Genomic DNA, 23,536 nt, shown 5'->3' with positions numbered 1-23,536 from the left:
GAGTCCATGACTCCGCTCTATACCGCTCAAATGGCGCATCGACGAGGCGTCACGTTCTGGGGCCAGTGGGTGTGTGCGATGGCACTGGTCAATCTGTTGCTGGTGGCACTGGTGCAATTGCGCGTCGGCGGCCTGCCCAGCGAATACCGTTTGCTGATGATCCTCACGGTCCTCGGTTCGGTACCGATCTACAGCCTGATGCAGGTCTATTACAAGCGCCATGGCCTGCTGGTCGGACTCAGTCGCTTGCTGGCCGGCTGGCTAATCCTGCTTGGGGTGCTGATCAGCATTGCCTTCGTCACCCAGACCAGCGCGCTGTTTTCCCGACAGGTGATCATCGTCTGGGCGATCACCGGCTTTCTCGCCCAGGCGGCCAGCTTCCTGCCGCTGCACTACGTCGCCCGCCTGTACTCCCGCATGATCTGCCATGAACGCCGCTCGGTGATCATCGGCACCTGCCCCACCGCCCACGAGCTGGCGAAGAAACTCACCTACCCCAATCGCGCGCTGTTGCTCGGCTTTATCGCCGCCAAGGAACAGGAAGGCCCGGCGCCGAGCATTCTGCCGTTGCTCGGGCACGTCAACGACATCCGCGAACTGATCACCCGCATGGAAGTGCGGCGTGTCTATATCGTGCTGCCGATGGCCGATGCCGCCACCATCGAAGCCCTGTACATCGACTTGCTCGACATGAACGTCGACGTGGTGTGGATTCCCGACTTCGGCAGCATGGTGTTGCTCAACCACTCGATTTCGGAAATCGAGCGCATGCCGGCCATCTACCTCAACGAAAGCCTGATCACCTCGCATCCCGGCAGCCTGTTCTGCAAGGACCTGTTCGAGCGCACCCTGGCGGCCGTCGCCTTGATGGTGCTCAGCCCGCTGCTGCTTTGCGTGGCACTGGCGGTCAAGCTGACCTCTCCTGGACCGGTGCTGTTCAAGCAGAACCGTCACGGCTGCGACGGCCAGGTGATCAAGGTGTGGAAATTCCGCTCGATGCGCGTGCATAACGACCAGGAAGTGCGCCAGGCCACCCGCGACGACGATCGCGTCACGCCGCTGGGACGCTTCCTGCGGCGCAGCTCCATCGATGAGCTACCGCAACTGTTCAACGTGCTGTTCGGGCAAATGGCCCTGGTCGGCCCGCGCCCCCATGCGGTCACGCACAACATCTATTACACCGGCAAAGTCCGCGCCTACATGGCCCGCCACCGCCTCAAACCCGGCATCACCGGGCTGGCCCAGATCACCGGGCACCGCGGCGAAACCGAAACCCTGGAAAAGATGCAGCTGCGGGTCGCCCAGGACCTCAACTACATCAACCAGTGGTCGCTGTGGCTGGACATCAAGATTCTGCTGAAGACGCCCTTCACCTTGTTCTCGAAAAACATCTACTGACCGCGTGCCCGGTCCCCGACCGGCCCCACGCCCGCTGAGGTTTTCCCATGAATGTGAGTGTATTTGGCACTGGCTATGTCGGACTGGTTCAAGGCGCGGCGCTGGCCGAGGTCGGCCACAACGTGATGTGCGTGGACATCGACGCCGACAAGGTGCGGGCGCTGCAGGCGGGCACCCTGCCGATCTACGAACCGGGGCTGGACGCCTTGGTGCGGGACAATTTTCACAGCGGCCGGTTGCAGTTCAGCACTGACCTGGCCGCCGCCGTGCGGCATGGCGATGTGCAGTTGATTGCCGTCGGCACACCGCCTGATGAGGATGGCTCGGCCGACCTGCAATACGTGTTGAACGTGGCGCAGACCATCGGCGAGCACATGCAGCGCCACCAGACCATTGTCGACAAATCCACGGTACCGGTCGGCACCGGCGCCCGGGTGCGGGCACGGATTGCGCAAGTGCTGGCGGACAACGGCCGCAGCGACCTGACCTTCGACGTGGTCTCCAACCCGGAATTTCTCAAGGAAGGCTGTGCCGTGGACGATTGCATGCGCCCGGACCGCATCGTCATCGGCACCGACAGCCCCCGCGCCGAAGACGTCATGCGCGAGTTGTACGAGCCGTTCAATCGCAACCGCGAAAAAATCATCGTCATGGACCTGCGCAGTGCCGAGCTGACCAAGTACGCCGCCAATTGCATGCTGGCTACCAAGATCAGCTTCATGAACGAGATGGCCAATCTGGCCGAGAAACTCGGCGCCGACATCGAAATGGTCCGCCACGGCATCGGCTCGGACCCGCGCATCGGCTATCAATTCATCTATCCCGGCGTCGGATACGGCGGCTCGTGCTTCCCCAAGGATGTCAAGGCGCTGATTCGCACCGCCGACAGCCTCGACTTCGACGCCCGCGTGCTCAAGGCCGTGGAGTCGCGCAACGACGAGCAGAAGACCACGCTGTTCGACAAGGTCTACGACCACTTCAACGGCGCATTGCACGGCAAGACCTTCGCCCTCTGGGGCCTGAGCTTCAAACCCAACACCGACGACATGCGCGAGGCACCCAGCCGGGTGCTGATGGAAGCCTTGTGGCGCGCCGGCGCCAACGTGCAGGCGTTCGACCCCAAGGCCATGGAAGAAACCCAGCGCCTGTATGGCGTGCGCGATGACCTGGCCTTGGTGGGCACCAAGGAAGCGGCGCTGAAAAACGCCGATGCGCTGATCATCGTCACCGAATGGCAGGCCTTTCGCGCGCCGGACTTCGACCTGCTCGCCCGGCAACTCAGGCAGCCGCTGATCTTCGACGGGCGCAACCTGTACGACCCGCAACGCCTGAGCAAGCGCGGCTTCACTTACCTGTCGGTGGGCCGCCAGACCCTCGAGGCGCAAGTGCAGGGAGACGCGCCATGATCCGCCTGGAACTGATCGGTCAGTACTCGCCAGCGCTGCTGGACGCCAACATGGCGTTTTCCTTCATCAACTTTGCCTCCATCGGCAGTTTTTTCCAGCAACCACCCCACGCCATCGCCTATTTCTGTGACGGCATGCTGATGTCGAGTTTCATGTCGCGCGTCACCGGACGTGCCATCGACCGGGTCAGTTTCGATTTCACCTCGATTGCCGACCCGGTGTTCAGCGACGCGGAAAAACTCGGCAAGCGCGTGTACCTGGTCGGTGCCACGCAGGCCGAGCTGGAATTGTTCGTGCAGAAGCTGCACGCACGATATCCACGGCTGGCGATTGCCGGCTATCACAACGGTTATTTTGATGCCGCCCAGGCCGCGGCCATCTACGCCGACATCAGCCTGGGCCACGCCGACATCCTCATCGTCGGTCTGGGCGCCGGCCTGCAGGAACGCTTCGTGCTCAACGCACTGGACGCCGGCTTCAGCGGGGTGGCGTTCACCTGCGGCGCTTTCATTCGCCAGGAAGCCCTGGCGACCAATACCTACTACCCCGAGGTGATCAACCGTCTGCACCTGCGGGCGTTCTATCGCATGTACCGCGAACCGCACACCATCGAGCGCTACCTGCTCGACTACCCGAGCAATTTCCTGCGCCTGGCGGCGCTGATTCTCCAACGCAAAGTCGCGATCAACATCACGGCACCCTGAATGTCGGGAGATGACCATGCACATCCTGTTCACGCTCAAGGATTTCAAGGAAGGCGGCGGTGTCGAACGCGTTCAGCAGCGCCTGGCCGAGCAATTTCTCAAGGACGGCCAGCGGGTCAGCGTCTTCGTGATGAACGGTGAAACGCCGGACGTTGCCGGCGCGCCCGCCCTCGATGGGGGCGGCAATGGCTTGTTCGGCCTGATCAAGTCCGTCGTGCTGTTGCGGCGGATCATCCGCCGTGAAGGCGTGACTCATCTGATCAGCGCCAAGGAGCAAGCCAACCTGTGCACCTGGTTTGCCACGCTGGGCAGCGGTTGCCACGTCATTTACACCCGGCACACCGCCCTCGATTGCTCAGAGCAGAAAACCGGCGTGCACAGCCTGCGCCTGCTCTATGCGCTGTACCTGTGCGGTAGCGGCCAGGTGGTGGCCGTGTCCCATGGCCTGCACCAGGCACTGGCGCGGTTGATGCCCTGGGGCCGGCAACGTATCCGCTATTGCCCCAATGCGGTGGTCACCGATCAGTTGTATGCCGCCGCGCGCGGGCCGCTGCCCAAGGGCCTGCCGCGTGAGTACTGGATAGCGGTCGGACGATTGATCGAACTCAAGGGTTTTCATCTGCTGCTTGAAGCCTATGCACAGGTGGCGAGTAACCCGCTGGTGCCCGATCTGATGATTGTCGGCGACGGCCCGATGCGTGAGTCACTGATTGACCAGGCCCAGCGCCTGGGCATTGCCCGCCGCGTCACCTTTACCGGGCATCTGGGCAATCCCTATCCGCTGATCCGCCACGCGCGGTTGCTCATCCTCAGCTCGTTTTACGAAGGTCAGCCGACGGTATTGATCGAGGCGTTGGCACTCGGTACGCCGGTACTGGCCACCGATTGCCCGAGCGGGCCAAGGGAACTGCTCGACAACGGCCGCCTTGGTCAACTGGTGAGGGTCAACGATGTGCCGGACCTGGCCCGCGGGCTTGAGCAAAGCCTCGATCTGGCGGCGCACAGCGCACGCTCCATGGCGCACACCGTGAACCCGTACACCAGTGAACACGCCGCCCAGGCGTACTACCAGGTGTGGAACCTATGAAACGGCTACTGATTATCCTCCACGACCTCAGCGCCGGCGGCGCCGAGAAAATGATGGCGCGCCTGGCCGGGGCACTGGTCGAGGCCGGCAACGACGTGACCTTGCTGATGCTCACCGGCGGGGGTGTGAACGTCGCGTTGCTCGATCCACGGGTCAAGCAGGTCGCCTTGAACAGCCCGCGCAGCGCCAGTGCGGTGCCGGCCCTGGCGCGCTTTCTGCGGCACAACCGCTTCGACGCACAACTGGCCGCCCTCACCCATGTCAACGTGGTGGCGATTGCCGCTGCAGCGCTGTCCGGGACACTGACCCGGCTGCACGTGAGCGAGCGCAATGCGTTTTCCCGGGACAAGCACGTCAACCCGTCGTTGCGCGTGCGCCTGGCCTATTGGCTGGCACCCTTGCTGTATCGGCTGATTCCCAACCCGGTGATCTGCGTCTCGCGCGGCGTGGCCCGGGACCTGGTCGAGACCACGATTGCCCGCGACCGCGACGTGACCATTGCCGACAACCCGGTACTCGACAACGACTTTCTCCAGCGCACGCCGGGGCGGCCGACCCATCCCTGGTTGCTCGACAAGCGCACGCCGGTGATCGTCGCCGTGGGCCGCCTGGCCGCGCAGAAAGGCTTCGATACCCTGATCGAGGCGCTGGCGCGCCTGCAGGACCGCCGCGTCCGTCTGCTGATTTTCGGCGAGGGCGGACTGCGCACTGAATTGCTGGAGCAGGCTGCACGCCTTGACGTCGCCGGGCGTGTCGAGTTGCCGGGCTACACCCCTGACCCCATGGCCCAGATTGCCGCCGCCGATTGTTTTGTCCTGTCGTCGCGTTTCGAAGGCAGCCCCAATGCTCTGGTCGAAGCACTGTCGACGGGCACGCCGGTGGTCTCGACCCGCTGCCCCTATGGCCCGCAGGAAATTCTCGAAGATGGCGCGGTGGCGCCGCTGGTGCCTGTCGATGACGCCGAAGCCCTGGCCCAGGCCATCAGCATCGAGATGGCCCAACCGCGGATGCGCCATTACCCAAGCCGCATCAGTGCCGCCGCCCGCTACATGAGCGGCCGTGCCGTGCAGACCTACCTCGTGGCATTACTCGGGGAGCAACGGTCATGAATACCCTGGAAATCCGCTATTCCACCCTGCGCGACGGCTTCACGCTGTTCGGGCTGTTGTTTTACTTCCAGGTGACCACTTTTTTTCTCAACCTCGGCAACGTGGCCAACCTGGACGATGTCGACAAAGACCTCGAAGGCAACCTGATCAATCAGGTCTGTGGCCTGATCACCTTGCTGGTGCCGCTGTTCCTGTTCATCCGCCACAAGGTGTTCCTGAGCAAGAGCTTTTACCGCGGCAACTTCCTCTTGCTGGCGTTCCTGTTGTGCGTGGCGGCCTCGATCACCTGGTCCGAGGACCCGATGCTCAGCTTCAAGCGCTACGTGGCGCTGCTCAGCGTGGTGTTTTTCGCCGGCTTCATCGCCTACAACTACTCGGTCGAGCGCATCGCCTTCATGCTCGGTTGCATGATCGGCGCCGTCGCCTTGATGGGGCTGATCTTCGCCGTCCTGCGGCCGGACATCGCCTTCATTGCCGGTGGCATACGCGACGGAGCCTTCAAGGGCATCTTCGCCGAGAAGAACGCCGGCGCGCGGATCAACGCCATCGGCATCCTGTTGCTGTTGCCGATGATCCGCCGACGCCACCCCGTGGCCCTGTTCGGTGCCCTGTGTTCTTTGCTCGCCATTGGCCTGGCCCAGTCGGCCACCGCCATTTCGTTGATCGTTTCGGGCGCCGCGAGCTACTGGTATTTCCTGACCCTGGTGCGCTTGCGCGTCAACCGTTCACTGGCGGCCTTCTTCGGCGCCACGTTGGTGTACGCGTTGATCTGCGTGTTCCTGTACGCCAACTACTCGCTGTTGCTGGACCTGCTCGGGCGCGACGCGTCACTTACCGACCGCACGCAGATCTGGGAGCTGCTGACGCCGTTCATCGACGACAAATTCCTCAACGGCTACGGCTATGGCGCATTCTGGGCCAGCGATGACGCCGAGGTGTTCATCAAGCGCTGGGGCTACATCGGCAACGCCCACAGCGGTTACCTGGAAACCCTGCTCAACGGTGGCGTGATTCAACTGACAGCGCTGTTGTTGCTGTTTGCCGGGGCGCTGGTCAAACAGTACCGGGCGATTACCTCCGAGCAATCGGCGCAGGTGCGCGCCTGTGCGCTGGTAATTGTCGGGCTGTTCATCGTCACCAACTACGTGGCCTACGTGATTCCCAACTACCGCAGCGCCGAATTCCTGGTGTTCTGCAGCCTCGCCCTGTCCTTCCATCACGCCCATGCCACTCAACCCCACTGGACCCCGGCCGTTCGCCGCAGCGCCTCGCGTGGTCCCGTGAAGGCGTATCACAAGGAGAAAACCCCGTGCTAGAGCAAACCCCCTCGGCAGAACACACGGTCTGTGTGGTGATCCCGCTGTACAACGGCGGCGACAGCATCGAGCAGACCCTGACCTCCCTGAGCGAACAGACCCGCCGGCCCGATCACGTGATCGTCATCAATGACGGCTCGACCGATGACGGTCCGCAACGGGTCGAAGCCTTTGTCGCACCGTTTCGCTTGACGCTGTTGCACCAGGTCAACGAGGGGCAGGCCAGCGCGCGAAATCACGGCCTGCAGCACACCGAGGAAACCCTCATCGCGTTTCTCGACGCCGATGACCGCTGGCACCCGCAGAAGCTGGAAAAACAACTGGCGCTGTATGACCACCTGACCCGCGAAGGCCACGCGGTGGGGTTGATCGATTGCAATGTGCTGGTCGAATACAGCGACGGTTCCGAACACATGGAAGGTCGCTACAAGAACGGCATGCATTTCTTCGATTTCATTCACGCCAACGTGGTCAACGGCGTGTCCGCAGTCCTGGTCAAGCGCGAGGTGATCCAACTGCTCGGTGGCTTCGAAGCGAGCCTGCGCTACTCCGAAGACCGCATGATGTGGGCACGGATCGCCGAACACTGGGAGATCCACACCGTGCCCGAGGTGCTGATGTCGCGCACGGTCAACGGCGGCAACATCACCGCCCAGCCGAACAAGTACTACCACCACAAGCTCCGCTTCATCGAGCTGTTCCTGGCCCGTTATGGCGAGGTGTTGAGCCCGCAGCAGCGCATCGATTTCATCCTCGGCAATCTCGCCGACTTCCTTCATGCGTTTTCCTGCCGCGCCGAGCACGCCCAGGTCGTTGAGGTGTACCGGCGCATGCTCGCGTGCTCATGGCAGGCGGTGTTTTTCTCCCACGGCAAACCGACCCTGCGCTACCTCTATTCCCGGGCCCGCAGCCTGGGCAAATCCGCCGCCCCCACTGCGGCGCATTGAGCGAATGCCCGCCATGGCCAACCGTCGCCTGATGACCCTGATCTGGATTTTCACCGAGAAATTCGGCCTGATTTTCCTCTCGATGATCACCTTTGTCGTGTACGCCCGGTTGCTCACGCCAACCGAGTTGGGCGTGGGCACGGTGATCATCGCTATCGTCGAGATGGTTGGCCTGCTCTATAGCTCGGTGCTGGAAGACCCGCTGGTTCGTCTGGAAAAGATGGACGACAGGCACGTCAGCACGGTGTTCTGGTTCAGTGTATTGATCAGCCTCGCCTCGATTGTGCTGATCAGCGGCGCCGCGGTGCTGTATACCGATTCGGCGGCGTTGCAGTGGATGACCGCGATTGCCTCGGTGAAGATTCTGTTCACCCTGATGGCGCGGGTCTATGTCGCCGAGATGCGCCGCAGCAGCAACTTCAAGCGCCTGGCCTCGCGCACCCTGCTGGGCAAGATCGCCGGCGGTATCGGCGGCATTCTGGTGGCGCTGTGGGGGTTCGGGCCGTGGGCGGTGATCGCCCAGGCACTGATCATGGACATGGTCTCCACCGCGGTCCTGATGCTCGCCGACCGGCGCCGCATTGCCTTTCGCATCGACGGGCCGATCCTGCGTCAGTTGCTCGGCACCGGCACGCCGGTGGCGATCAACGTGCTGAGTTCGCAAGCCTTGCAGCGCGGGGTCAATGTGGTGCTGGGCATGACCGCCGGGGCCCATGCGGTGGGCATGTTCAACCTGGCGATGCGCATCATCGACCTGCCGCGCTCGGCGATCTACAACGGCCTGATGAGTTATGCCCTGCCGGTGTTCGCCCGGCGCAGCAGCGACCCGCCGCGCTTGATCGGCATCATCAACGACTCGACGGCGATCAGCGGCTTTCTGCTAACGCCATTTTTCCTCGGCATCGCCTTGACTGCCGAGGACGTCATCCTGCTGATCTTCGGCGCCAAATGGGCGCCGGCGATCCCAATGCTCCAAGTGCTGGCGGTCACCGCGGCGCTGGGCAACCTGGCGATGTACGCCACCACCGCGCTGGTGGCGGTCAACCACACGCGCCTGACCCTCAAGGCCGAAGTCACCACCACGCTGTTGGCGTTGGTACTGGTCTATGGCCTGGGCCCGATCTACGGCGGCATGGGCGCGGCATTGGCGTTGTTGGTCCGCATGCTGGTGATCACGCCGTTGCAGATTCGCGGTTTGAACACGGCCATCGGCTACGGCTGGGGCGCATTCGTCGACGCCAGCTACCGCAGCGTGATCGCCTCGCTGGTAATGGCCGCCGTGGTACTGGCGTTGTCAGCGCACCTGCACCTGCAAGGGTTCATGCACCTGGTCGCTGATATCGCCATCGGTGCCGTCACCTATGCCTTGGCCTATAGCGTGCTGCACCCGCGCTGGCCACAAGAATTCAAGTTGGTTTTTACCGCTCGCTGACCCCTGACTTCTTGCCACAGGAACGCGCCATCATGCAAAAAACCACGCTGATCACAGGCGGCGCCGGCTACATCGGCTCGCACACCGCCCTGTCCCTCATCGACGCCGGCCACCACGTGGTGGTCCTGGATAACCTGTGCAACAGCTGCCACGAGTCCATCGAGCGACTGGAGCACTTGACCCATACCCGCATCGAATTCGTCGAGGGCGACATCCGCGATACGCCGCTGCTGGAAGCGATCTTCAGCCACTACGACATTGAAGCGGTGGTGCATTTTGCCGGGCTCAAGTCGGTGGCCAACAGCGTGTGCCAGCCGTTGGACTATTACGCCAACAACGTGGTCGGTACGCTCAACCTGTGCCAGATCATGGCCCGTTTCAACGTCTTCAACCTGGTGTTCAGCTCGTCGGCGACGGTGTATGGCGATCCACCGAAAACCCCCATCGTCGAAGACTGCGGCACCGGCACCCCGGCCAGCCCCTACGGACGCTCGAAATTGATGGTCGAGCAGTTGCTCACCGACCTGGCGCTCTCCGAGCCGCGCTGGAGCATCGCCCTGCTGCGCTACTTCAACCCGATCGGCGCCCACGAGAGCGGGTTGATCGGCGAAGACCCCAACGGCAAACCGAATAACCTGCTGCCCTGCCTGACCCAGGTGGCGATTGGCCGCATTCCTCAATTGACCGTGTTCGGCAACGACTACCCGACCTTCGACGGCACCTGCGTGCGTGATTACATCCATGTCGTCGATCTCGCCGAAGGCCACCTCAAGGCCCTGCAGGTGTTGCGCGAAGACCACGGCATCCACATCTGGAACCTCGGCACCGGCATCGGCTACAGCGTGTTGCAGATCATCCGCAGCTTCGAAGACGTCACCGGCATCACCATCCCCTATCAGGTCGCGCCGCGTCGTGCCGGCGACATCGCCCAATGCTGGGCCGATGCCAGCAAGGCCCAGCGGGACCTCGGCTGGTGCGCCCGGCGCAACCTGGCGCAGATGATCCTCGACAGTTGGCGCTGGCAGTCGAGCAACCCGTTTGGCTATCGCCATCAGGCTGAACTGCTGACGGCGATAGCCCGGTGACGGCCGTCCGCCTGCGCCACTATTGGCTGATGCTGATGCTGATGCTGGCCTTGCTCGCCAGCACCAGCCAGGCCGCGGCGTTACGACCAACGAGCGAAGGCTTGGTGTTGTGGCTCGATGGCAGCGACGCGTCATCCATGACCCTCGACAGTCAGCAGCGGGTCCTGCGCTGGCGCGACAAATCCGGCAAGGCCCATGACGCCGTGGTCGACAACCCCAACGCCGCGTCGCTGCCATTGCGTGTGAACAACGCCATGAACGGCAACGCCGTGGTGCGACTGAGTGGCACCTCGGCCTTTCTCGGCAAGGCCATCCGTACGGCCAAGGGCCCGGCGACGGTGTTCGTGGTGTCGCGACGCTTGTCCGAACAGGCCGGCGGCGACACCTGGCAGCGCCTGTTCAGCTCGCGCCCGCAACTGGCTAACAACGATAACGTCGCGCCGAACTTCAACATCAGCGTGGAAAAAGCCACGGCTTACACGCCGGTGCTCAATGTTCTGGAACTGAATGATGTGCCCATTGGCCCCTACGCCATCGCACGCAATGTGGTGGGCACCACCGAGGTCCTGCGTGGCGACATCGCCGAAGTGCTGGTGTATGACCGCATTTTGGTGACCCAGCAGGAGCGTCAGGAGGTGTTTGCTTATCTGGCGAGCAAATGGCAGGTGGCCATTCCCCCACAGGCGAATATCTGGACGCGTTCGGGCCCGCTAGGCCCTGTCCCGCAGCACCTCAACCCGCACTTGCCGTTATCCGATCAGGCCAACGCCGGGCGCTGGGTGCTCGATACCCGGCTGTCCGACGAATTCGACGGCAGCAAGCTCGATGAAACGCGCTGGCACGTCAATGACGGTTCCGGCACGGACTCGCTGGGACGTAAACCGGCGTTGTTCATGCCGGAGAATGCCAGCCTCAATAATGGCCATCTGGATATCGTCTTCCGCAAGCAGGTCTTGCCAGAGAAATATGTGCGCCTGGGTTTCAAGGACTACAGCTCGGCCATGGTGCGTACCGAGCCGCGGGGTTTCTATGGCTATTACGAGTCCCGGGCCAGGCCGATGAACTCGGCGGGTTCCAGCGCCTTCTGGCTGGCATGGACCGGGCTGCCTGACAACGCCACGGAAATCGACATCTTCGAGATTGGCGGCAAGACGGCCAATGGCAAGTTTGACCGTTTGTACAACATGAACGGCCATGTCTGGGCGACCCCGCAAAGCAAGGAGCACCTGGCCAACGGCAGCACCTGGACCGCGCCATGGCGATTGGCCAGCGACTTTCACGTCTACGGCTTTGACTGGCAACCCGACACCTTGCGCTGGTACGTCGATGGCGTGCTGGTCAGGGAATCGAAAAACACCCACTGGCATTTCCCGATGCAAGTGGTGTTTGACAGCGAGGCGTTCTGGAACTGGTTCGGCGTGGTCAACGATGCCGATTTGCCTTCCACTTTCAGCGTCGACTACCTCAGGGTCTGGCACCGCGCGCCATGACATTCGATCACAATCAACAACCGTTGAAATCCCTTTAAACGCCCATGAATCCAGGCCCTGCCGTGGAGGTTTTCGCGCGCCCGCTCGGTCGCTGGAAAAACTACTAAATACACCTATTCTCAATACGTCCAATAGTGGGCTGTAAATCAACGGATTGGTTTAATAACGTAGTAGAGGGCCTCACTATGCAAGGGTCAGGGCGTTCTTCTTTTGGCTCCCATTTGCGTCCGCAGCGTCAGGCGCTGGCGTTGGAACCACGGATTCTGTTTGACGGCGCGGCGGCCTCGGCGGCCGTCGACCAGCATCACACCGACCCGACGGCAACACCGGCGGCGGTTGATGCCCCCAACCCCCATGCCACCACGCCAACCGAAGGCCATGCCGCCACCGAGCAGGCTCCCTCGGCGGCGCGCAGCTTGCTGGTTATCGACAGCCGGATCGAAAATCGCGACCAACTGCTCGCGCAATTGCCTGCCAATGTCACGGCCATCGTGGTCAATGCCGGTGAAGACGGCCTGGCGGCGATTTCCGCCGCGCTGGCGCAACTGGGCAAGGTCGATTCGATCCAGGTCATGTCCCACGGTGCCGCCGGGCAGTTCACCCTGGGTAACCGCACGATCACTTCCGACAATGTCGACCAGTTGTCGCAGACCCTCGAACAATGGCGCAACAACCTGACCCAGGGCGCCGATATTCAGCTGTATGGCTGCGATGTCGGTGCCGGTGTTGCCGGCAAGGCACTGGTCACCGAACTGGCGCGCTGGACTGGCGCCGACGTCGGGGCCTCGAGCAACGACACCGGCAGCACCAAGGCCGGGGGTGACTGGACCCTGGAAACCAGGGTCGGCGATATCGACAAGAGCATCGCCATCAGCAGCGTCGCCATGGCCCACTTCGACGGGCTGCTGGCCGACGCCGCACCTACCGCGACTGTGTCTACTGCCGGCAGCGACGTGCTGCTGGGTGACAGCTTCACCTTCACCGTGAACTTCAGCAACACCTCGACCCAGACCGGCTTTGCGCCCTTCATCGACCTGGCGATGCCGGCCACCGGCAAGGACGGCAACGATGGCGTGAGCTTCATCTCCGCCAGTTACCTGGGGCAGAACCTGGTGACCCACGTGGTCACGTTCGACGCGTCGGGCAACGCCATCCACCCGTTGGCCAAGGACGCCAGTGGCAATTTCCGGGTGATCAGTGCCTCGACTTACGGCCTGCGGGCCGGCGACTCGCTGATCGTCATCGAGCTGCCGTTTGCCAGCGTCACCAATCAGCAACCGGTAATCGGGGTGCAAATCACCGCCAGCCTGAGCAACCTGGCCGACACGGCGTTTTCCAACGGCAGCCCGGACCTGACCATCAGTGCCACCGGCGGCTTCCAGTTCGGCAACGATGCCATTGATAACCCGACCACCGACCCGAGCCTGATCCAGGTCGGTGCCTCGACCTTCGTCGTGCACCCGACGGTCATCACTTTCGATGAAACCCTGAGCACGCCCGAGGGTGAAACCGCCACCGGGCCGAACTATGGCCGCACGCTGACACTGTCCGTCACCCCGGCACCGGGCCAGACCCTGACCAATGTGGTGGTCACCCAACCGCTGCCGGACAACGTCCAGGTCACCGCCATCACCCCTGGCCCTGGTGGTCACCTGACCTCCATCACCCTGCACGACGGTACGGTGGTGACCGACCCGGTGCGCATTGCCGCGTTGATCGCCGCCGATAACGTGTTTATCAACGCCTTTACCGTGCAGTACGACAGCCTGACTGCCAAAACCGACACCGTGGTGTCGTTCTACGTGCCGGAAGTCGATGCCAACGGGCAACCGATCATCAACCCGGTCACGGGCGATGCCGTGACCGTGACCATCGGTGCGCCAAGCGCCTCCGGGCAATGGGTACCACTGGATCCCCGGGACGTCACCGCGCCCAATACCACCATCGATTTCAGCGGTACCGGCGGCACGACGGAGTTCATCGCCAAGTCGATCACCCTGCTCAAGACCTCGACCATCCAGACCGACATCGGCCATACCGGGGTAACCCCGGGCGACACCTTGCAGTACAACCTGACGCTGAACGTCTCGGACTACTTCGCCTTCGGCAAGGACTTCTTCAACGAAGGCCAACTGGTCATTCGTGACCAACTCAGCGACGGCCAGACCCTGACCGGCACGCCGACCATGACCGTGACCCTCAACGGGGTGACCCAGACCATCACCCTGGTCACCACTGTGGTCAACAATGCCGACGGCTCGACTTCGATGGTGTTCGACATCGCCCAGTCGCTGCGCAACGCGTTTTCCAACATCCGTGGCTGGCTCAACGGCGACCTGGCCTTCGACGACACCCTCGAAGGCGCAGTGGTTGCCGTATTGAGCTATTCGGCGATTGTCGGCCAGTCGTACAAGCCGCCGTCGGGCAACCCGCAGCCGGAAATCAACGAAGGCGATGAGCTGGGCAACTCCGCCACCGTCGACGGCACCCTGTTGCAGGACATTTTCAACCTGACCGGGCAAAGTGAAACCGACAGCTCGGCCACCACCAGTGTGATCCCGACCAGCAACGTCGACATCAGCCTGGTCGAGGTCAACAACGGCACACCACCGGCCAATGGCGAGCTGCGCCCCGGCGATGAAGTGACGTTCGAACTCAGTTACGACCTGGTCACCGGTGACTATGAAAACTTCAAACTGACGGCCTACCTGCCCTTGCCGTTGTTCAACGTGACCGGGGTGACCTGGGGCTCGGGCAGTGATGTCGGGCAATGGCAAATAGGCCCAGGCAACACCAATGCCGGCGGCGTGCTCAGCGTGACCAGCGCCGACGGCAACTCGGTGGTGTTCGACTTCGGCAGTTTCGCCACCTCTGCGACCACCGGCAGTCGCATCGTCATTCGCTTTACCGTTCGGGTTGGCGACCAGCCATTTGCCGACCAGCGCGCCCTCGACGTGCTGGCGCAGTCGAGCCAGCAAACCACCCTCACCGACCGCACGCTGATTTCCTCGGACGTGGTGCCCATCGTGTCCATCGCCGAGCCAGTGCTGAACATCAAGCACGGCGTGGTCTCCGGCTCCAACGGCACCGTCAGCAACACCACCGGCAGCTGGAACCCGCCGGGCAGCACCGGCGTGCCGTTCAATGGCAGTGTCACTGACCTGGCGGCGGTCGACGGCAATATCGTCAACATCGACGGCGGCGACAGCCTGCGTCTGGTCACGGCGATTGAAAACACTGGCGGTGGCGGCGCGTTCGACGTCAGCACCAGCATCACCCTGCCCAACGGTTTGAGTTTTGTCGGTGGCAGCCTGGCGGCGGCGAACCTGCAGATTTACCGCGGCGACGGCACACTGCTGGTGCTTGGCACCGATTACAGTGTCAGCGGCAACCAGATCACCTTCCTCGATGCCGGCGGCCAGGCCACACTGCTGGCCGGGCGTAGCGGCACCGCAGCCGATACCAGCGGCGCCAATGTGGTGGTGATCAGCTATGACGTGCTTGTCAGCAACACCATCGAGGCCAGTCGCACCCTGCAATCGACCGCGACCCTGACCAATTACGCCAGCGTCAATGGCGGTACGGACTTCACCCCGACCGACCTGACCGATATCGCCAGCGAACAAGTGGCGGCCCCGGTGATCAACAAGGTGTTTGCCGATGGCACCCTGGACAATGGCGACTCCAGCGCCAGCCACACCACCGGCAGTGACCTGGTGATCGGCGAAAGCATGCGCTACGACATCGTCGTCACCCTGCCGGAAGGCACCACGCAGAATCTGCGCATCGACGACCTGATCCCGCCCGGCATGCGCCTGGACACCAGTTTCAATGGCGGCCTGGGCTACCAGATCATCACCACCCGTGCCGGCAGCGGCGCCCTCGGTGCGGACTTCGCCGGCAGTGTGGTGATCGGCACCTTTGCCGGCCAGGGCGGCACCCTGGGCGCGGACGGCGTGGATGCACGCTGGACTTTCACCGTGTCCAGCGTCTCGGCCGACAACCAGACCGGCAACAACACCTTCGTGATTCGCCTGCAACTGGTGGCCAACAACGTCATCGCCAACCAGGCCAACGTGTCCCTGCAGAACAATGCGCAACTGACCTTCAGCGATCCGGACAGCGACACGCCCAACGGCGCCGTGGCGGTCGACCGCACCGTTGCCGTCGCCGGTGGCCTGCCCACCGTGACCGTGCGCGAACCGACCCTGCAAGTGACCCAAGTGATCACCTCGACTTCGGGCCTTGGCGGCTACGACCAGGGCGACACGGTGACTTTCACCATCACCATCACCAACGGCAGTGCCGGCAGCGATTTCAACGCGTTCGACATCAGCTTCCTCGACAACCTGCCGACGCAACTGGACAACGTCACGCTGACCGGCGTGTTCTACCAGAACGGTGCGACCAACAATGGCGGCGTGGATTTCGAAATCGTCGGCGGCCAGTTGCGCACGGCCAGCGGTGCCAATATCGATATTTCCAAGGGCGGCAGCATCGTCCTCAACCTCAGTGGCGTGGTCAACGCCACGGCGGCCTCGCAATCGAACTTCGCCAACGTGGCGACGGTGCAATGGACCAGCCTCGACGGCACGCAAAGCGGCGAACGCACCGGCGTCGATGGCTTGCTCAACGGCGGCACGCTCAACGATTACCGCAGCGCTTCAACCTTGATCGTGCCGGTGGCCCAGGCCATCCAGATCTCCCGGGTCGGCGGCCTGCCCGACACCCCTGCCCCGAACCCGACCACGGCGCCCGTGGAAACGGTGACCATCGGTGAAGTGATTCGCTACCGGGTGGTGGTGCTGATTCCCGAAGGCAACAACCCCAACTACCAGATCCAGATCACCCTGGCCAACGGCCTCGAGTTCATCTCGCCGGATGCCCTGGTCAATGCCTTGCGCATCGGCTTCATTGCCGATGGCGGCCTGACCAGTGACGTCAACCTGATCGTCGGCGGCACCCTGAACATCACCGGCAACGAGAACAGCCCGCAGGCGCTGCCGATCACTCCGGACCTGCTGGGCCTTGGCCCGACCGGCGTTTTCGACCCCAGCCGCTTGACCATCGTCACCAACCCAGATGGCAGCCAGGTAATCACCTTCAACCTGGGCAACGTGGTCAACGGCGGCGGCACGGACGCCGACCTTGAAGGTGTGGTCCTGGAATTCAACGTCCGCGTCACCAACCAGGCGAGCAACATTGCCGGTGCACAACTGGGTGCCAGCGCCCATGAGATCGTCGACGGCAACGGCCGTGCGCAGAGCAATACCATTATCGAAAGAGTGGTGGAGCCGAGCTTCAGCGGCCTGGACAAACAGATCGTCGCCTTTGACCCCAACCCGACCGGCACCAGCGGCAGCGCCACGGTGCAACTGAGTTTCACCCAGAACGGCGGCCTGCCGGCCTTCGATGCGCAAGTCAGCGACAGCTTCGCCGGTGGCAGCAACTACACGCTGCTCAGCGTCACCATCAACGGCCAGAGCTTCGGACCCGGCAACCTCCCGGCGGGCGTGACTTTCAGTACCTCCGGCGGCCTGAGCGTCAACTTCGACCAACTGGACGTCGGCGCGCAGATCCAGGTGCGCTACCAGGTCACCCTGCCCAACTCGACCATTGTCGCCAGCAGCAACGCGACCCTGACCTGGAGCAGCCTGCCGGAAGACTTCACCAGTTGGGGCGGCAACAGCGTCGGCACCGACGGCACCATCGATGGCGAACGTACCGGCAGCACCGTCGGCCCGAACCAGTACATCCTCCGTGACAACGCCGGTCTGGGCGTGATCAGCGGCACCCTGTGGAACGACACCGCGACCCCGACCGCCAGCGCCACCCCCGACGGCGCCGGCCTTGCCGGACAAACCGTGACCCTGACCTGGGCCGGTGCCGATGGCGATCTGACGACCACCGCCGACAACCTGCAATTCACCACGGTCACCGACGCCAATGGCCAGTACCACTTCGGCGTGCTGCCAATAGGCGTGTTCCGCATCGACGTACCGGCTGGGCTGATCAGCTACCCACAACCTCTGGGCGACCTGCGGGTGCGGGTCGACAGCGATGCCGGCACCCTCGGCCAGATCACCATCAGCCTGGGCGATGCCGACACGCAAAACGCCAATGCCGGTTATGTCGAGCAGAACGACGCCCCGGTCAACAGCCTGCCCGGGACCCAGCAAGGTCTCGAGGACGTGGTGTTGAACATCGGCGCCATCACCGTCGCCGACGTCGATGTCGACCGCGACCCGAACGTCAACGACCGCAACATGAGCGTGACCCTGCAAGTGCTGCACGGCACGCTGTTCCTCGGTACCACGGTTCCCGGTGTCACCGTCAACGGTGCCAACACCGCCACCCTGACCCTGACCGGCACGCTCGCCGACCTCAACACCGCGCTGGCCAGCCTGCGCTACCTGGGCAACGCCAACTTCAACGGCACCGACACCCTGACGGTGATCAGTAACGACCAGGGCAATTACGGTGACGCGAACGGCGATGGTTTGCCCGGTACACCGGCCGATGCCCTGACCGACACCGACACCCTGCAAATCGTCCTCGCCCCGGTCAACGACGCACCGGTGGCGGTCAATGACAACGCCACGGCCGTTGAAGCCGGCGGCACCAACAACAATGTGGTCGGCACCGACCCTACCGGCAACGTGCTGACCAACGACAGCGACGTCGACATCGCCACCAACGCCGACCAACTGCATGTGCTTTCCGCCGGGACCAGCGGTGGCACCCAGGTACAGATCGCCGTCGTCACGGCGATCAACGGCCAATACGGCCAACTGATCATCGGCAGCAACGGTGCCTATCAATACGTGGTCGACAACAATAATCCGACGGTGCAGGCCCTGCGCCTGGCGGGCCAGACCCTGGTCGATCGTTTCGACTATGTAGTCAGCGACCTGGGCGGTTTGACCGCCACGGCGACCCTGACGGTGACCATCCAGGGTGCCAACGACACGCCGGTTGCCGTGAATGATGATGGCGTCGCCATCGAGGCCGGCGGTGTGCTCAACGGCACACCGGGCACCAACGCAACCGGCAACGTGCTGGACAACGACACCGACGTCGACAGCGTGGCCAATGGCGAAACCAAAACCGTCAACGCCGTGCGCCCCGTGCCGGAAGCTGGCACCGGCCCGATCACCCCAGTGACCGGTCCAACCAATGTGGTCGGCCTGTACGGCACGCTGACCATCAATCCGAACGGCAGTTATACCTACGTGATCGACAACAACAACGCCACCGTGCAGGGCCTGAGCGCGGGAGACCAGTTGATCGAGTTCTTCAGTTATCGGGTCAACGATGCCGCTGGGCTCAATGACGTCGGGCAATTGCGCATCGTCATCCAGGGCGCCAACGACAACCCGGTGGCCAGCGATGACGCGGCTTCGGCGCAAGCGGCATCGACCAACGGCGATGCCGCCGAAAGCAACCCGAGCGGCAACGTCATTCAGTTCCCCAGCCGGCCGGGCACCATCACCCAGCCAGGCGGCAATGGCATCGACACCGACGTCGACACGGCGGACCAGCCCAGCAGTGTGTTGCTGGTCAATGGCGTGATCAATAAAAGCGAAGCCACCTACAACCCGGCCACCGATGTGTTGAGCGGCGTAACCACCGGCACCACCTCAGCCAATGGCACGGTGGTGGTCGGCCTGTACGGCACCCTGCGCATCGGCGCCGACGGTTCGTTCTTCTATGACGTCGACAGCACCAATGCCACGGTGCAGGCACTGGCCCCGGGGCAAACCGTCACCGAGTTCTTCACTTACCGGGTGGTGGACACCAAGGGCCTGACCGACACCGCGCAACTGGTGATCACTGTGCATGGCGTCAACGATCCACCCGTGGCGCAGAACGTCATCGCTGTCGCCACCGAAAAAGGCGGCATCAACAACACCTCACCGGGTGTCGACCCCACTGGCGATGTCACGGCCACGGCTTTTGACCCGGACGGCGATCCTCTGACGGTGACACTGATCCGGCCCGGCGCCCTGGCGGATGGCGGCACGCAAGTGCCGGTGGTGGCCGGCGGCACGGTGATCACTGGCCTGTATGGCACCCTGACGATTTTCCCGGACGGCAGCTACAGCTACGCCGTCGATAACAACAACGCGGACGTGCAGGCTCTGCGCACCAACGCCAACCTGCTGCTGGAGCGCTTCACCTACACCATCAGCGATGGCGTCAACCCGACGCCGGAAACCGACAGTGCGGAAATCATCGTGTTGATTCGCGGGCAGAACGACAACCCGGTCGCCGTCGATGATACCTCCACCGCCATCGAGGCCGGTGGCTCGAACAACAATCAACCCGGTGTCGACCCCATCGGCAACGTGCTGGACAACGACAGCGATGTAGACGGCGGTGAAGTGCCCGCCGACCTGCCCGACCATAACTACGGCGAAACCCGCGCCGTGTCGGCGGTGCGGACCGGTGCCGAAACCGACACCGGCCCCGCCACCAACGGCACGCTGGGCAGCGAACTGCGCGGCACCTATGGCTGGCTGACCCTCAATGCCGACGGCAGCTACAGCTATCGCCTCGACAACAGCATGGCTGCCGTACAGGCCCTGCGCCCCGGCGACACCCTGACCGACTTGTTCACTTACACCGTGATCGATGCCAGCGCCGCCACGGACAAGGCGACACTGACCATCACCATCCAGGGCCGCGACGACACCCCGGTTGCGCAGAACGACAACGCCACCGCCATCGAGGCCGGTGGCCTGAACAACGGCACACCGGGGCAAAACCCCAGCGGCAACGTGCTGAGCAACGACACCGATGTCGACGGCAATGGCGAGACCATCAGTGTCAGCGGCGTCAACCATGGTGCAACGGTGGGTACGCTTGGCACGGGCCTGGCCGGCGCCTTTGGTACGCTGACCCTCAATGCCGACGGCAGCTACATCTACGTGGTCGACAACAACAACGCGCAAGTGCAGGCCCTGCGCACCCTGGTCGACACACTGACCGAGACCTTCACCTATCAGGTCCGCGACCTGTTCGGTGCTACCAGCAGCGCTACGCTGACCATCACCATACGCGGCGCCAACGACAACCCGCTGGCGACCGACGACAGCACAGTGGCCGTCGAAGCCGGCGGCACTTTCAATAACCTTCCCGGCGTCAATCCGTCAGGCAACGTGCTGACCAACGATACCGACGTCGATGCCAGCGACACCAAGACCGTCACCGACATTCGCAGCGGCACCGAAGCCGCCGGTGGCACCTTCACCACCGTGGGCACCAGTCGCAGCTTCGCCGGCCTCTACGGCACCCTGACCATCAATGCCGACGGCAGCTACAGCTACGTGGTCAACAATGCCCTGGCCGCAGTCCAGGCCCTCAAGGTCGGCGACTCGCTGGTGGAGACCTTCACCTACCGGATGCGCGATACCGTCGGTGCGACCGACGTCGCACAGCTCAACATCCTCATCGCCGGCGCCTGGGATGCGCCGGTGGCGGCCAACGATACCGCCGTGGCCGTCGCCGACAGCGGCAACGGTGATGCGGTCAACCCGACCCGCAACGTCTTGACCAATGACACCGACGTCGACCAGGGCGATACCCTGCAGGTCACCGGTATCCGCTTCGGCACCGAAGCCGCCGGCGGCACCCTGAGCGCGGTCAATCCGGGGACCAACAACACCAACGGCACCATCATCAATGGCCTGTACGGGCAGTTGATCATCGGCGCCGACGGCAACTTCACCTACAACGTCGATTCCAGCAACCCGACAGTCGCGGCATTGGGTCCGCTGCAATTCCTCGATGAGCACTTCACCTACCAGGTCACTGACCGTGGTGCACAAAATGACCTGGCGGAAATCCACATCATCATCCGCGGGCGCAACTCGGCACCGGTGGCCAATACTGATACCGCGACCGCCGTCGAGGCCGGTGGCATCAATAACTCGCAGGCGGGCATCAACCCGTCCGGCAACGTCATTACCAATGACACGGACGTGGAAAGCGACCCCCTGCACGTTTCGGCGATCCGTACCGGCAACCTGGCCGGCAGCGGCAACACCGGCGTGCCAGGCAGCACATTGCGCGGTCTGTACGGTGACCTGGTGATCAACGCCGACGGCAGTTACACCTACACCGTCGACAACAGCCTGGCCGTGGTGCAGGCCCTGCGCCTGAGCGGCCAGACCCTCAGCGAAGTGTTCACCTACACCGTGAGCGACATCTTCGGCGCCAGTAACAGCGCCGAACTGCGCATCACAGTGGACGGCCAGAACGACACGCCAGTCGCCCAGGACGACACCTCCACCGCCGTCGAGGCCGGGGGCGTGGCCAACGGCACACCGGGCCGCGATGCCAGCGGCAACGTACTGACCAACGATACCGACGTCGACAGCGTGGCCAACGGCGAAACCAAACAGGTGCTGAGCGTGACCGGCGAAAACGGCCAAGCCGCCAATGCCGGTCAGGTGCTGGTCGGCCGCTACGGGCAACTGACCCTGAATGCCGACGGCAGCTACACCTATGTCATCGACAACAACAATCCCACCGTCCAGGCCTTGCGCACGGCCGGCGAGACCCTCAGCGAGACCTTCACCTACCGCATGGCCGATACCGCCGGCGCCACGGCGGATGCACGCCTGACCGTGGTCATCCAGGGCGCCAACGATGCCCCGGTCGCCCGTAACGACAGTGTGACCGCCACTGACCAGACGCCTGCACCACAAGCCACCGGCAACGTGTTGCCTAACGACGGTGATGTCGATGGCAACGAACACCTGCAGGTGGTCGCCGTGCGTACCGGCGCCGAGAACGGCACCGGCACCGCAGGCGTGATCGGTCAACCCATCATCGGGCTGTACGGCACGCTGGTGCTTAACGCCGATGGCAGCTACACCTACACCATCGACCAGAACAATCCGCAAGTGCTGGCGGCCGCCGGTTTGGGTCAGGTCTTGCAGGACGTGTTCACCTACACCATCAACGATCTGGCCGGGGCCAGCGATCAGGCCGAACTGGTGATCAATCTGGATATTGCGACACCCTTCATTCCCGCACCCCAGGGTGACTTCTTCAGCCGTGACCCTAACGCCCAGACCGGCAACCTGCGCCTGCCCGATCCGTTGCCGGCGATCTTCGTCACCCCGGTGGTCGAACGGGCCGCGGATGTGCTGGAGCTGTCGACCTGGAATGCCGATGGCAGCAGCCTGCGCATGGGCTCGAACGGCGAGTTCACCGTTGACTCGCTGGGCAATGGCCTGGGTTTGGTGCCAGGGCAATTCGTCTCCCAGGCCGTTCGCGACAGCCGCGAGGACAGCGATGCGGAGCTGGCGTGGCTGCTTGGCCGGCATGGACGCATCAACCTGACCGCCGATGGCCTGTTACGCGATCCATCACTGTTTGCCGTTGATCCGGCCGACATGACCCACGCCCCGTCGGCTCCGGAGAAGCCGCAACAGGCCCGACCGGCGCGGGGTTTCAGTGCCCAGTTGCAGCATGCTGCAAAACGCTTGCACGCGAACAACCGGGGCCAATGAATTGATTGAACCGAACCGAAACAAGCAATTGAACCAAGGA

At 63.3% G+C, this 23,536-nt stretch carries 10 protein-coding genes and 1 pseudogene; all 11 read left to right on the top strand.

All coding sequences use genetic code 11. The features are described from left to right. Positions 1–6 precede the first annotated feature (6 nt). On the top strand, positions 7–1,398 hold the full coding sequence (locus tag EIY72_RS17365; RefSeq protein ID WP_093220852.1) for an undecaprenyl-phosphate glucose phosphotransferase: 1,392 nt from the start codon (positions 7–9) through the stop codon (positions 1,396–1,398). Positions 1,399–1,445: 47 nt separating this feature from the next. After that, complete coding sequence (locus EIY72_RS17360; protein WP_093220849.1) at positions 1,446–2,804, top strand: UDP-glucose dehydrogenase family protein; 1,359 nt, start codon at positions 1,446–1,448, stop codon at positions 2,802–2,804. Beyond that, the gene (locus tag EIY72_RS17355) at positions 2,801–3,508 is read left to right on the top strand and encodes a WecB/TagA/CpsF family glycosyltransferase (RefSeq protein ID WP_093220845.1); all 708 of its coding nucleotides are present in this window, start codon (positions 2,801–2,803) and stop codon (positions 3,506–3,508) included. Before EIY72_RS17360 ends, EIY72_RS17355 begins: the two co-directional genes overlap by 4 nt. A 16-nt stretch (positions 3,509–3,524) precedes the next feature. Then, entirely contained in the window at positions 3,525–4,595 is a 1,071-nt protein-coding gene (locus tag EIY72_RS17350; RefSeq protein WP_093220841.1) for a glycosyltransferase, read from the top strand. Then, the gene (locus EIY72_RS17345) at positions 4,592–5,704 is read left to right on the top strand and encodes a glycosyltransferase (RefSeq protein ID WP_093220837.1); all 1,113 of its coding nucleotides are present in this window, start codon (positions 4,592–4,594) and stop codon (positions 5,702–5,704) included. Before EIY72_RS17350 ends, EIY72_RS17345 begins: the two co-directional genes overlap by 4 nt. Further along, positions 5,701–7,020 carry an O-antigen ligase family protein gene (locus EIY72_RS17340; RefSeq protein ID WP_093220833.1) on the top strand — a complete coding sequence of 440 codons (1,320 nt, stop codon included), beginning with the start codon at positions 5,701–5,703 and terminating at the stop codon, positions 7,018–7,020. Before EIY72_RS17345 ends, EIY72_RS17340 begins: the two co-directional genes overlap by 4 nt. Further along, positions 7,014–7,967, top strand: coding sequence for a glycosyltransferase family 2 protein (locus tag EIY72_RS17335; protein ID WP_093220830.1), 954 nt, complete (start codon positions 7,014–7,016; stop codon positions 7,965–7,967). The genes EIY72_RS17340 and EIY72_RS17335 overlap by 7 nt, the downstream gene beginning before the upstream one ends. A 4-nt stretch (positions 7,968–7,971) precedes the next feature. Further along, positions 7,972–8,922 (top strand): annotated as a pseudogene (locus EIY72_RS17330) (oligosaccharide flippase family protein); the annotation flags it as partial. A gap of 509 nt (positions 8,923–9,431) precedes the next feature. After that, a complete protein-coding gene (gene galE, locus EIY72_RS17325; RefSeq protein WP_093220821.1) occupies positions 9,432–10,484 on the top strand; it encodes a UDP-glucose 4-epimerase GalE in 1,053 nt (350 codons plus the stop codon). Then, on the top strand, positions 10,481–11,974 hold the full coding sequence (locus EIY72_RS17320; RefSeq protein ID WP_231985556.1) for a family 16 glycosylhydrolase: 1,494 nt from the start codon (positions 10,481–10,483) through the stop codon (positions 11,972–11,974). Before galE ends, EIY72_RS17320 begins: the two co-directional genes overlap by 4 nt. 185 nt (positions 11,975–12,159) lie before the next feature. Continuing rightward, on the top strand, positions 12,160–23,496 hold the full coding sequence (locus EIY72_RS17315) for a VCBS domain-containing protein (RefSeq protein WP_093220817.1): 11,337 nt from the start codon (positions 12,160–12,162) through the stop codon (positions 23,494–23,496). The last annotated feature ends 40 nt before the right edge of the window (positions 23,497–23,536 follow it).

The sequence above is a fragment of the Pseudomonas vancouverensis genome (assembly GCF_004348895.1).
Lineage (GTDB): Bacteria > Pseudomonadota > Gammaproteobacteria > Pseudomonadales > Pseudomonadaceae > Aquipseudomonas > Aquipseudomonas vancouverensis.
Note: the sequence above shows the minus strand (reverse complement) of the source record. Positions and strands in the feature narration are given on the sequence as shown.